Raw genomic sequence first — 12,211 nt, forward strand, 5'->3', positions numbered from 1 at the left:
GGCCCGCGCGGGCTTTAGTGCGCGGCCATGGGCAAGGAAGTCGAGCGCAAGTTCCTGGTCTCCGGCACGGCATGGCGGGATCTGGTCGAGGCGGACATCCGCATTCTCCAGTTCTATCTCGCCGCCGCGCCGGGACGCACGGTGCGCGTGCGCATCAGTGACGGCGCCTCGGCCAGGCTGACGCTCAAATTCGGCAGCAAGGCGCGCGAGCGCGACGAATTCGAATATCCCATTCCGCTGGCCGACGCCGTGGAGATGCTCGGCTTCGCCATCGGGCGTGTCATCGAGAAGACACGTCATCATGTTAGGCATGGCGGCTATCTCTATGAAGTCGATGTCTTCGGCGGCGCGCTGGCGGGGCTTGTGATGGCCGAACTCGAGACGCCGGACGATGTTCCGGATGAACTGCTGCCAGACTGGCTCGGCCGCGAAGTGACTGGCGAACAGAAATTCTACAACGCGTCGCTCGCCCTCGGGGGATTCCGGAGATCGCCGCATGAGCTTTCGCATCGATCCGCGCCTGCCGCTGACCGGCGAGGTCAGGCGTATCCTGGCCGAGGAAATCGGCAAGGCGCTTGCTCATCTCGACACGGCGCGTGACAGGCCGGAGCAGGGACTGCACAAATGCCGCAAACGACTGAAGAGCGTGCGCGCGTTGTTGCGTCTGGTCCGTTCCGGTGACGAAACGTTCTGCCGCACGGAGAATGAGTGTTACAGGCAGGTTTCGGCACTGCTCGCCGGACCGCGCGAGGCGACCGCCTTGATCGAGACGATCGACCGTCTGGCCGGCGCCTTTCCGGGGCAAAGCGCCGGTGACGGCCTTGGCCCCGCCCGCGATCGCCTGGTGATGCGCCAGCACGCGCTTCATGCCGGCGCCGGTCTCGATGCGGCCATAAAAGCTGCCATCGCCGCCTGCCAGGAGGGCCTCGAACGCGTCGACAGGCTGTCCTTGCCGGACCAGCCGGAGCAGGCCGCCGACATTCTGGCGGAGGGCGCCCGCGCCACATTGCGGCGCGCGCGCAAAGCACTGGACAAGGCGGCCTCGAGCGCCGGGGCCGAGGATTTCCACGACCTGCGCAAGGCGGCCAAGACCCACAGCATGCATCTGTCGCTGCTCGGCCGCCTGTGGCCGACGCCAATCAAGGCTCGTCGCAAGGCGGTCGACAAGCTCGCAGAGCAACTCGGCGAACTGCACGACGTCTTCGTCATGCGCGCGATGCTGGAGGCCGGCGGCGAGCCGCTTGGGCCGCCCGGGGATACGAAACTCCTTGGCAAACTCCTGAAGCATTCCGAAAAGAGCCTGAGGAAGTCCTGCCTTGCCGAGGCGGCCGAACTGTTCGGCGACAGTCCCAGGCGCTCGACGAAGAAGCTGGCCCGCAAGGCGCGCGACGATCTTGCCGGCGCTCCGCCCGCGGAGGAATTGGCGGCGAGGTGACGCAACGGCATTCATCGCCGGTCATGCCGGCATTGGCCGTGTATGGCTCGCCGGGAGGGGCTGACCCTCCATTCGCGCACCGACATCCGCACCGACGGCAAGTCGATCCTCTATGCCCCCCTGATGAACGAGGGCGAAGTCGCGGCGCTGAAGCTCGATTGAGAAGCCAGATATCCCGAGCGGACTCACGAGAGTCTTTGCCACATGGGCCGGGCGGATCTAAAACCAGCCGCCATGAGGATGGTCGTCCGCCGCCCGCTCGCCCGCTCGGACCTGCCGCACGATACGGCCGCTCTCGCGCGCTATCTCATCGGCAAGATCGTGGTCCGGGAATTGCCCGAAGGCATTGCCAGCGGTCGCATCGTCGAGACCGAGGCGTATGTCGCCGGCGATGCTGCCGGGCACGGCTTCAGGGGAATGACCCCGCGCAATCGCTCGCTGTTCCTCGAGCGCGGGCATGCCTATGTCTATCTCGCCTACGGCATCTCATACATGCTGAATGTCTCGAGCGAGATGCCCGGCATCGGAACCGGCGTCCTGATCAGGGCACTCGAGCCGCTCGACGGCATTCCGATCATGCGGCTCAATCGCGGCATCGAGCGCCTGCGTGACCTGGCGCGAGGACCGGGAAGGCTCGCCATGGCGTTGCGGATCGACCGTTCGCTCGACGGGCTCGATCTTTGCCGGGAAGGCCCTCTATGGCTTGCAAGCGATGGCCGCGACCCCGGCGAAATCGGGCAGAGCGTTCGGATCGGCATTTCGAAGGATGCCGACCGCCTGCTGCGATTTTACGTCCGGGGAAGTCCGTTTGTCAGCGGTTCACGATCGCTCAACCCATGAGAGGTGCTTCCCGGCGCGTTGAAAGGAAGAAGAATGCAAGCTACTGCGCTGCCCTCTTCCCCTCCAACTGCGCCTGCGCTGCCCGGATCGAGGCGGCGTAGGTCACCAGCGGGCGCTTGAGGCCGTGGTTGATCAGCGTGCGCCTTGTCTGCGGCGAAGCGCCAGATATGACAAAGCGCACGCCGGCGCGCCTGGCCTTGTGCGCCGCACCCTCGATGACATTGGCCGCGGTCGAATCGAAGAACGGCACCGCCGAGCAGTCGAGGATGAAGTTCTTGCGCTGGTCGGCGATGCGGTCGAGCACCGCGCCGACGGTCGAAGCGGCGCCGAAGAAGAATGCGCCGGAGATGCGGTAGACGACGGTGTCGGCGTCGGTCGCGTCCCTGGAATCATAGACGCTCTCGCGGTCGGCGACGTCCTCAGGCACCAGCGTCTGGTCGGCCTCGACGGCGATGGATTTCGCCATGCGGTCGATGAACAGGATCGAGCCCAGCGCGAAGCCGACAACGATGCCTTCGGTCAAGTCGCGGAAGACCACGATCAGGAAGGTGGCCATCAGCACCAGCGCATCGCCGCGCGAGGCGCGCAGCAGCGTGGCGAAAGCCTGCTTCTCGAACATGTTCCAGCACACCACCGCCAGCACGCCGGCGAGGGCGGAGAGCGGGATGTAGCTGGCGAGCGGCGCTGCCGCCAGCATCAGGACGAGCAGGATCATGGAGTGGATCATGCCCGACACCGGCCCGTGCGCGCCGGCCCGCACATTGGTGGCGGTACGGGCAATGGTGCCGGTGGTGCAGATGCCGCCGAACAGGGCCGAGGCGATGTTGGCGAAGCCTTGCGCCACCAGTTCGCAGTTGGAACGGTGCCGGCGGCCGGTCATGCCGTCGGCGACGACGGCCGACAGCAAGGATTCGATGGCGCCCAGCAACGCGAAGGCGATGGCGTCCGGCAGCACGTCGATCATCCTGTCGAGGCTGACGGGGGAAGCGCCGGCCATTGCAGGCTGCGCGGGATCCCGCCAAAGCGCGTGCCGATCGTCTCGGCCGGCAGCGCAAACAGCGCCACCGCGAGCGACGCCAGACCGATGGCGATCAACATCGCCGGCCATTTCGGCCGCCAGCGCTTCAGGAAAGCGATGGTTGCGATTGTCAGCACCGCCACGAAGGTCGCCGCGAGATTGATCGTGCCGGCCGCCTCGCCGATCGCCGTCAGCTTCGGCACCAGCGGGCCTGGCTCCTTGCCGGCGAGCTTCAGCCCGAACAGTTCGACGATCTGGCCCGAGAAGATGATGACGGCGATACCGGCGGTAAAGCCGACCGTCACCGGATAGGGAATGAACTTTATGTAGGTGCCGAGCCGCAGGTACCCGATGGCGATGAGAAAGATGCCGGCCATCATCGTCGCCAGCAACAGCCCGTCCACGCCGACCCGCGCGACCGTCGCCGCCACCAGCACGATGAAGGCGCCCGCGGGGCCGCCGATCTGGAAACGGCTGCCGCCGAACGCCGAGATGATGAAGCCGCCGATGATCGATGTGTAGAGCCCGCGCCCCGGCGTCACCCCTGATGCGATGGCGATTGCCATCGACAGCGGCAAGGCGACGATGGCGACGGTCAGCCCGGCAATGGCATCGGCCCTGAGATGTTCGAGCCTGTAGCCTTCGCGCCAGACCGTCACCAGTTTCGGAGTGAACAGTTCGGAAAAAGTCGGCTTTGCCGGCCCATGGGTCGGTTTGCGCGCGGTTTCGTTGAGTGTCTGCCCGATCTCGTCCATGGACTGCTTCCGCACCTGAAAGGCGGCGGGATCGTCGGCAGGACTGTCGGCGGTCGCCGTCGCGACTTATGCCGGCTCAGCTTTCGGATTGGGCGGCACGGCAGGCTTGAGGCGCACGCCCCGGCCGCCGCGCTCACTGGGTTGATTCTCGCCGATCAGCTCCACCCCGGCCTCGTCGAGGGCCTGGATGACCTTCATCAGCGTATCGACCACACCCCTGACCACGCCGTCGCTCGCTTCCATGCGCTGGATGGTGGGAAGCGAAACGCCGGCGCGCTCGGCGAGCGTCTTCTGATCGATGCCGGCCAGCGCCCTCGCGGCGCGCATCTGCGCGGCAGTGATCATCGGCCGGGATCCCCGTCTGAGTCTGCGGATATGATGTATAATACGATCATTATGATGTTTCAAGCATCAGGATGTACGCTTGAGCCTTGATCATCATCGCTATCGAGCATTTTTCGGATACTTCCCGAGCATTGAGAGCTATGGTGTTCCATCTGGGGCAGGGGATAACGTGGTTGACCATTTTCAAGACATTGACGACATCGGCATGCCTGGTATCGGCGGTCCTTCTGCTAACGGGCTGCGGACACTTGATCAACCGGCTGATCTGACCGCTTCCCGGTCGAGCGTCGTCAGACGTCGTCACGCACCACCCTGCGCCGTTGCAGGACCCTTGCCGCCAACCAGCACAGCATGGCCCAGGCAAAGCCCGCGCACCAGCCGGCCAGCACGTCCGACGGCCAGTGGACGCCGAGATAGATGCGGCTGATGCCGACCAGCACCGTCGTCAGCACGGCGAGCGCCAGAACATAGATCTTCGTCGTCCGGCCCTGCAGGAAGCGCGCCGCAAGCGAGCCCAATGTGAGATAGGTCACCGCCGAAAGCATCGCGTGGCCGCTCGGGAAGGAAAGCGAGGTCTCGTTGACCAGATGCGAGACGAGCTCGGGCCGCGGCCGGTCGACGCCGAGCTTCAGCAGGCTCGACAGCATCTGGCCGCCCGCCACGGCGACGAAGATGAGAAGCGCGGTCCCGGGCCTGCGGATCAACAGCAGATAGATGATCGTCGCCGCCGTGATCAGCACCAGCACGCTGGTGCTGCCGAGGCTGGTGATGTCGCGCATCGCCCTTTCCATCCATGGCGGGCCGATCGGGATACCGGGTTGGCCGGCCTGGCGGAAGGCAAGCATGATTTCAGCGTCGAAGGCGTGCGGCGTGGTGGCCCGTGCCACCTCCACCAACTCCACGAAGCCCCACAGGCCGGCGGCGACGACAAGGCCGGCCAGCAGCACCGGGAATTCGACCCGGCTCAGCAGAGCCTTTGCCGCAGTCTTCATCGAACCTCGTTTCGCAACCATGGTTTGCCGGTCATCGCCCTTGCACATAGGGCCCGAGCGTGATCAGCGCCACGGCGGCAATCGCCAGCACGATGCCGGCCGCCTGGAGCGTATTGATGCGCTCGCCGAAGAATATCAGCGCCACCAGATTGACCGATACCAGCTGGATGACGGCCGACAGGCTGAACGACACCGACATGCCGAACTCGCGAATCAGCCGCAGCATGATCAGGTTGCCCAGCGAATAGAGCGCAAGCGTCAGCACGATCTTGCCCAGGCTGGGCGCCATCCCCCATTGCTTGGCGGCCGCCGCCGCCAGCAGAAAGATCACGGTCGAAAGACCGAGCTGAAGTAACCCCGAAAAACTCACCCTGCCCTCGATATTGATGCCGGTCGTCCGTGCCTTGTTTCGCAAGCGCGTCGGGACGTCAAGCAGCTGCCGTGGGACCAGGCTCTTGTGTCGGCAGGACCGAAGCGCCAAAGTCGCGGCCACTACCCTGCCCCTGCGGGTGGGGGCGAGGAGCGTGGCGTGCGATTTCTCGAAACCTTGTCGCGGCGCTGGAACGGGCTTACGCTGGCGCTGCAGTTCATCATTGCCGGCGGCTTCGGGCTGCTTGCGGTGATGCTGGTGGTCGGCTTCTGGGTCACCGCGCAAATCCGCGAAAGCGTGCTCCACAATTCGGCGGCCACGACTGCCCTTTATGTCGACAGCGTGATCGCTCCGCTGCTCCCCGATCTGCGCACGAACCATCAGCTCGATGACGCCGTCAAACGGGCGCTTGACGAGACCCTCGGCCAAGGCGCGCTCGGCAAACGGCTGTTTTCCTTCAAGTTGTGGCGTCGGGACGGCACGGTGCTGTATTCGAAGGACACGGCCTTGATCGGCCGGCAGTTCGGCCCGAGCGCCAACCTGCGTGCCGCCTTCGCCGGTAATGTCGTCGCCGAGTTCAACGAGCTAGGCGACGAGGACGACAAGGAGGAGAGGGCCGCGGGCGTGCCGCTGCTGGAAATCTACAATCCAGTCCGCGAACCCTGGTCGGGCGAGGTGGTCGCCGTCACCGAATTCTACGAGATCGCCGACGATTTCCAGGCGGCTCTGGCTTCCGCCTTGCTGTCGAGCTGGCTGATCGTGGCCGGCGCCACGCTGACGGCGCTGCTGCTGTTGTCGGGGATCGTCATACGTGGCAGCCGCACCATCGACAAGCAGCGCGGCGTTCTGCAGGGCCAGGTCTCCGAGCTGCAGGCGCTGGTCTCGCAAAACCGGGCGCTGCGCCTGCGCGTCCAGCAGGCGTCGCGCCGTGCCACGGCGCTCAATGAACGATACCTGCGTCGCATCGGTGCCGACCTTCATGACGGGCCGGCTCAGCTCGTCGCGCTGGCGGCGCTGCGTGTGGACAGCCCCGCCATTTCCGGCGAGGGTGCCTCCAGCGACAGCCGCAACGCCGAGATCGCCATGATCCGCATGGCGCTGGACGACGCGATGCGTGAAATCCGCGGCATCTGCAACGGCCTCGTCCTGCCGCAGATAGAAACGGCCGCGACCGGCGACATTCTGCGTCTTGCCGTCGACGAGCATCAACGCAGGACCCGCAGTTCCGTGGCGCTGACCCTATCCAGGCAGTTGCCCGAACTGGGCGCTTCGGAGAAGATCAGCATCTATCGCTTCGTCCAGGAGGGGCTGAACAACGCCTATCGTCATGGGCAGGGCAAGGATCAGGAGGTGAAGGCCGGGATGACAGGCGGCAAGTTCTTCGTTGAAGTGTCGGATGGCGGGCCCGGATTCGACCCGAGGCGAGCCGAGGGCCTGGGGCTCGCCGGCATCAGGGAACGTATCGAAAGCATTGGTGGCCAGTTCGAGACCACGACCGGGCCGCAGGGAACACGATTGATGATTACGCTAGCCGTCGAGGATCAACCATGATCGGTACCATCCGTGTCGCCATTGTCGACGACCACCCGCTGTTTCGCGAAGGCGTTACCCGCAGCCTGTCGGAGATCGGCGGCTTCGAAATGGTGGCCCAGGGCGCCACTGCGCAGGATGCCGAACGCATCGCCTCGACTTTGCAGCCCGACATACTGCTGCTCGACATCAGCATGCCGGGTGACGGCCTTGCGTCGGTGGCCGGCATACTGGGTGCCAATCCCGGACAGAAGATCGTCATGCTGACGGTCTCGGAGGCCAATGCCGACGTGGCGCGGGCGCTGAACGCCGGTGTGCGCGGCTATGTGCTGAAGGGGGTCGGCTCGCGCATGCTGGCCGAAATCCTGCATGGTGTCGCGGCCGGCGAGACCTATGTGTCGCCGACCCTGTCGGCCCGCCTGCTTTCGGACCTGCAATCGCTGCAGCCGGCCAACGGCAGGACGGATCGCCTGCGTCAGCTCACCGGACGCGAGGCCGAGATCCTGCAGCTGGTGGCGGAAGGGCTGAGCAACAAGGAAGTGGCGCTGCGGCTGGCACTGCAGGAAAAAACGGTCAAGCATCACATGACCGGTGTGCTGTCCAAGCTCAACGTCCGCAATCGCACCGAGGCGGCGCTGCTGATGCGCGAAGCGCGGGATCGGGCCGGCAGCTAATCCTGGTCGCCCGCAAGGGATCCCCGGTTTGGGATAACGACACGCATAAATGAAAACCTGAAGCGCGGTGCAGCGGACGCTCCAGGGCAAAAAAAGACGGCCCCTATACGGGGCCGGAGCGACAAGGTCACCTCCGCCGGGGGGCGGCGGAGGTGACACGTAAAGCGGGCGATGCCTATTGCCCGCTCTACAACCCCTTGAGGCGGCTTATATCCGCCGCCGTCGCAGGGCGCTCGACGATCGTGCGGCCCAGAGCGTCGGTCATTTTGAAGCGACCCTTCTCGATCTCTTCCCCGAAGCCGTTAGGGTGCTGCACCACGATCTTGTTGTCGTCTATTTCGACACGATCGCCGGTTGTTGCGTTCACATGCTTGCCGGAGCTGTTGGCACCCTTCCCCTTGCCACTGTTGCCGCCGCCATTGTTCCCGTTGCCGCCAGCGTTGCCATTGTTGCCTCCGGCGTTGCCATTGTTGCCTCCGGCGTTGCCATTGTTGCCGCCGCCGTTATTTCCATTGCCGCCATTGCCGCCATTGCCGCCACCACCGCCATTGCCGCTGTTCCCACCAGGCTTGGCTTGGGCGCTGGACGCGACAATGCCTGCGGCGGAACCGTGAAAATCGAGGTGATAGGGGGCTATGGTCAGCGCCAGTGCCGGCACTGCTCTCAGGGCCAGCCAGCAACAATGAGCCATGATCGAGCTGCGCATCAGTCCCTCACTTGATCGGACCGGCAAAATTCAGAGGCCATCTCGTGCAGGTACGCGACCATCGGCGACATGGCGTGTTCGTGTAAGTGGCCCACGACCGATGCCGCGGCAATCCGGACCTTCGCCCCGATCGGTTTAGGACCTTGGTCCGAGTTTCAAACCGGATGTGGCGCGAGGTTCGCGGTCAAGCTGGCGGGTGCACGAATGTCACGAAAGTGTGACCGATCGTCTATAAGGGGTCGAAACGCGTGACACGTTCCAGCCATCCAGCCAGAGGCAGACCATGACCGACCATCGCTCGCCCGACGCCCGATTCCGCACCAGCCTGCTTGAGGAAAACGACGGTCCGGCGACCAACCCCACCGAAAACAGCACCATGGGCGAAATCATTGCCGAGCGGTTCTCCCGCCGCGCCTTCCTCAAGGGCTCGCTGGCCGTCTCGGCCATCGCCGCCACCGTCAGCCCGCTGGCGCTCGTGGCCGCCGACGATGCGCGTGCCGCCGAGGGTTCGGCTTTCTCGTTCGACGAACTCGAAGCCGGTATCGACGACAAGCACCATGTCGCGCCGGGCTACGATGCCGACGTGCTGTTGCGCTGGGGCGATCCGCTGTTTGCCGATTCGCCGGAGTTCGACCCGGTCAGGCAGTCGGCTGATGCCCAGGCAAGACAATTCGGCTACAACAATGACTATGTCGGCTATATCGGGATCGATGGCTCCGCCGATCATGGCCTGCTGGTCGTCAACCACGAATACACCAATCCGCATCTGATGTTCCCGGGCATCGTCAAGATCGTCGAGAAGGATGGCAAGAAGGCGGCCGAACTCGCGCCGCTCTCGAAGGAGCAGGTCGATGTCGAGATGGCGGCGCATGGCGGCACCATCGTCGAGATCCGCAAGGAAGGCGGCAAGTGGCAGGTGGTGCGCGACGGCAAGTTGAACCGCCGCATCACCTCCAACACCGAAATGGCGCTGTCGGGCCCGGTCGCCGGCCATGGCCGCGCCAAGACCAATGCCGACCCCTCCGGCACCAAGGTCATCGGCACATTCAACAACTGCGCCGGCGGCGTCACGCCTTGGGGCACCTATGTCATGGCCGAGGAGAACATCCACGGCTATTTCTCCGGTGAACTGCCGGCAGGCCATAAGGAAGCCGCCAACTACAAGCGCCTCGGCATTCCGGAAGGCGCCTATGAATGGGGCGCGCATTACGATCGTTTCGACCTCGCCAAGGAGCCGAACGAGCCCAACCGTTTCGGCTGGATCGTCGAGGTCGACGTCAACGATCCGACATCCACGCCGAGGAAGCGCACCGCAATGGGCCGCTTCAAGCATGAAGGCGCCGAATCGATCGTCGCCAAGGATGGCCGCGTCGTCTTCTATCTCGGCGACGACGAGCGCTTCGAGTACGTCTACAAATTCGTCACCGCGGGCCGTTTCGATCCGGACGACCGCGCCGCCAACATGAACCTGCTCGACGACGGCACGCTGCATGTCGCCAAATTCGCCGCGGACGGTACGGTGGAATGGCTGCCGATCGTCTTCGGCCAGGGCCCGCTGACGGCCGAGAACGGCTTTGCCGGCCAGGCCGACGTGTTGATCGAGACGCGGCGTGCGGCCGACCTGCTCGGCGCCACCAAGATGGACCGTCCCGAGGACATCCAGCCCAATCGTGTCAACGGCAAGGTCTATGTCATGCTGACCAACAATTCCAAGCGCAAGGCCGACCAGGTCGACGCCGCCAACCCGCGCGCCGACAACGCTTTCGGCCACATCATCGAGATATCGGAAGATGGCGGCGATTTCGCCGGCACCAGGGGCAAATGGGAAGTGCTCCTGAAATGCGGCGATCCGGCGGTTGCCGATGTCGGCGCCACCTTCTCCACCGCCACCACGGCCAATGGCTGGTTCGGCATGCCCGATAGTTGCGCGGTCGATTCGGCCGGGCGCCTGTGGGTCGCCACCGACGGCCAAGGGCCGAAGGCCACCGGCCGCACTGACGGCCTGTGGGCGGTCGACACCGAAGGGCCGGCGCGCGCGACGTCAAAACTGTTTTTCCGCGTGCCGATCGGCGCTGAAATGTGCGGGCCGCTGTTTGCGCCCGACGATCAGACCGCCTTCGTCGCCGTCCAGCATCCAGGCGACGGCGGCGAGGATTGGGAGGCGTTCGGCCGCCCGTCCTATTATGAGGATCCGTCGACGCGCTGGCCCGATTTCAAGCCGGACATGCCGGTGCGGCCGGCGGTCGTCGCCATTACCAGGCAAGGCGGCGGCAAGATCGCGATTTAGAGGGCAATTCCAGGAAAGTGGGGTTCCGTCCGACGCGTAAAACGAACCTCCAGCCCGGTTCAGGGGCCCGAATTGGCCATCCGCCGGGCAATCCGCTCGGCGATCGCCTTGGCCTGGATGGCGGCATTGGCGAAGCAGCCGCGGATGCTCGGCCGCATGCCGGTGAACCAGAGGCCAGGCAGTTTCGGATCCGCATCGCCGCCGTTGAAGACCGGAACGCCCTTGCCGTCGAGCACGCCGAGATTGCCGACCATCTGCTCAAGCCCGGTGCGGTAGCCCGTCGCGGCAATGACGATGTCGGGATCGATCAGGCTGCCGTTGGCCAGGATGACGCCGTCGCGGGTGAATTCTCGCACCCCCGGCACGACGGTGATCCTGCCCGAGCGGATGGCGTCGATCGCGCCCTCGTCGGCGGCGATCGCTGTGTAGTCGGTGGTCAGGCGGCTGGCGCCGCCCACCGGTGCCGGCGGCACGCCGAATTTCGTCAGGTCGCCGAAAACCAGGCGCTGCGTCAAGGCGATCACCGCATCGGCGACCCGCAAAGGCAACCGCGCCATCAGCGGCGACAGCCGGTGCACGGCAATCTTGCCGATGCGCTTGGGCAGGACCGACGGACCGTTGCGGGCCGACAGCCACAGCGAGGCGGTGCTTGCCTGCGCCAGGTGGTTGAGCGCGTCTATACCCGAGTTGCCGGCGCCGACGACCAGCACCTTCTTGCCGGCATAGTCCTTCGCGTCGCCGAAATCCGCCGAATGGATGATGCGGCCGGCGAAATCCCGCATTCCTTTCCAGTCGGGGATGAACGGCTGTCTGTCGCGGCCGGTGGCGATCACGACGTGGCGCGCTAGGCGCATCCCGGCGCTGGTCTCTATCGCCCAGTGGTCGCCCCTGAACAGGACCGCCTCGACGGCGACGCCGAGCTCCACCGGCAGCCGGTTCGCCTCGCTGAAATCGTTCAGATAGCGGATGACGGCGGTTCTGTGGGGGAAGGCGAGCGTGCCCTTCGGATAGGCAAGGCCGGGAAGTGCCGAAAGGTCGCGGTGAGTATTGAGGCGCAGCTGCTGGTGACGCCGATGCCATGGCTCGGCCAACCGGCTCTCCTTTTCCAGGATCGCCGTCGCCACGCCGGCCTTGACCAGCGCCTGCGCTGCCGCGAGACCGGCGGCGCCGGCGCCGATGACGATCGCCGGTTCGATGGTTACCGTCTGGTGCGCTGCCGGTCTGATTGTCGTATCTGCCATTCGCTCACGAACCCCATT

At 65.2% G+C, this 12,211-nt stretch carries 10 protein-coding genes and 2 pseudogenes; 6 read left to right on the plus strand and 6 right to left on the minus strand.

Features of this window, described 5'->3' with window-relative positions:
• The first annotated feature begins 27 nt into the window (after positions 1-27).
• From ACIU1A_RS28230 to ACIU1A_RS28240, 3 genes and pseudogenes are all read left to right on the plus strand, one after another.
• Positions 28-500 (plus strand): annotated as a pseudogene (locus tag ACIU1A_RS28230) (CYTH domain-containing protein).
• Complete coding sequence (locus ACIU1A_RS28235) at positions 497-1,435, plus strand: CHAD domain-containing protein (RefSeq protein WP_404925805.1); 939 nt, start codon at positions 497-499, stop codon at positions 1,433-1,435. The pseudogene ACIU1A_RS28230 and the gene ACIU1A_RS28235 overlap by 4 nt, the downstream one beginning before the upstream one ends.
• Before the next feature lie 234 nt (positions 1,436-1,669).
• Positions 1,670-2,275 (plus strand): DNA-3-methyladenine glycosylase, encoded by a 606-nt coding sequence (locus ACIU1A_RS28240; RefSeq protein WP_404925806.1) that lies wholly within the window; start codon positions 1,670-1,672, stop codon positions 2,273-2,275.
• A 40-nt stretch (positions 2,276-2,315) separates the two neighbouring features.
• On the opposite strand, the pseudogene ACIU1A_RS28245 reads toward ACIU1A_RS28240, so the two are convergent.
• From ACIU1A_RS28245 to ACIU1A_RS28260, 4 genes and pseudogenes are all read right to left on the minus strand, one after another.
• A pseudogene (locus ACIU1A_RS28245) lies at positions 2,316-4,048 on the minus strand (SulP family inorganic anion transporter).
• Between the two features lie 66 nt (positions 4,049-4,114).
• Positions 4,115-4,393, minus strand: coding sequence for a helix-turn-helix domain-containing protein (locus ACIU1A_RS28250; RefSeq protein ID WP_140491757.1), 279 nt, complete (start codon positions 4,391-4,393; stop codon positions 4,115-4,117).
• Between the two features lie 290 nt (positions 4,394-4,683).
• Positions 4,684-5,385, minus strand: coding sequence for a phosphatase PAP2 family protein (locus ACIU1A_RS28255; RefSeq protein ID WP_404925807.1), 702 nt, complete (start codon positions 5,383-5,385; stop codon positions 4,684-4,686).
• A 31-nt stretch (positions 5,386-5,416) separates the two neighbouring features.
• Positions 5,417-5,755: a hypothetical protein gene (locus ACIU1A_RS28260; protein WP_140493450.1), complete on the minus strand. Its 339-nt coding sequence runs from the start codon at positions 5,753-5,755 to the stop codon at positions 5,417-5,419.
• Between the two features lie 159 nt (positions 5,756-5,914).
• Here ACIU1A_RS28260 and ACIU1A_RS28265 point away from each other — a divergent pair, with 159 nt between their 5' ends.
• Complete coding sequence (locus ACIU1A_RS28265; protein WP_140491753.1) at positions 5,915-7,306, plus strand: sensor histidine kinase; 1,392 nt, start codon at positions 5,915-5,917, stop codon at positions 7,304-7,306.
• The gene (locus ACIU1A_RS28270; RefSeq protein WP_140491751.1) at positions 7,303-7,959 is read left to right on the plus strand and encodes a response regulator transcription factor; all 657 of its coding nucleotides are present in this window, start codon (positions 7,303-7,305) and stop codon (positions 7,957-7,959) included. Before ACIU1A_RS28265 ends, ACIU1A_RS28270 begins: the two co-directional genes overlap by 4 nt.
• A gap of 187 nt (positions 7,960-8,146) precedes the next feature.
• On the opposite strand, the gene ACIU1A_RS28275 is transcribed toward ACIU1A_RS28270, so the two are convergent.
• Positions 8,147-8,617: a hypothetical protein gene (locus tag ACIU1A_RS28275; RefSeq protein WP_404925808.1), complete on the minus strand. Its 471-nt coding sequence runs from the start codon at positions 8,615-8,617 to the stop codon at positions 8,147-8,149.
• Positions 8,618-8,948: 331 nt separating this feature from the next.
• On the opposite strand from ACIU1A_RS28275, the gene ACIU1A_RS28280 reads away from it, so the two are divergent.
• Positions 8,949-10,952, plus strand: a complete 2,004-nt coding sequence (locus tag ACIU1A_RS28280; RefSeq protein WP_404925809.1) for a PhoX family protein — start codon at positions 8,949-8,951, stop codon at positions 10,950-10,952.
• A gap of 59 nt (positions 10,953-11,011) precedes the next feature.
• Here the strand turns inward: ACIU1A_RS28280 and ACIU1A_RS28285 are convergent, their stop codons facing one another.
• Positions 11,012-12,193: a flavin-containing monooxygenase gene (locus tag ACIU1A_RS28285; protein ID WP_404925810.1), complete on the minus strand. Its 1,182-nt coding sequence runs from the start codon at positions 12,191-12,193 to the stop codon at positions 11,012-11,014.
• Positions 12,194-12,211: the final 18 nt, after the last annotated feature.

The sequence above is a fragment of the Mesorhizobium maamorense genome, assembly GCF_044998965.1.
Taxonomy (GTDB): Bacteria; Pseudomonadota; Alphaproteobacteria; order Rhizobiales; family Rhizobiaceae; genus Mesorhizobium.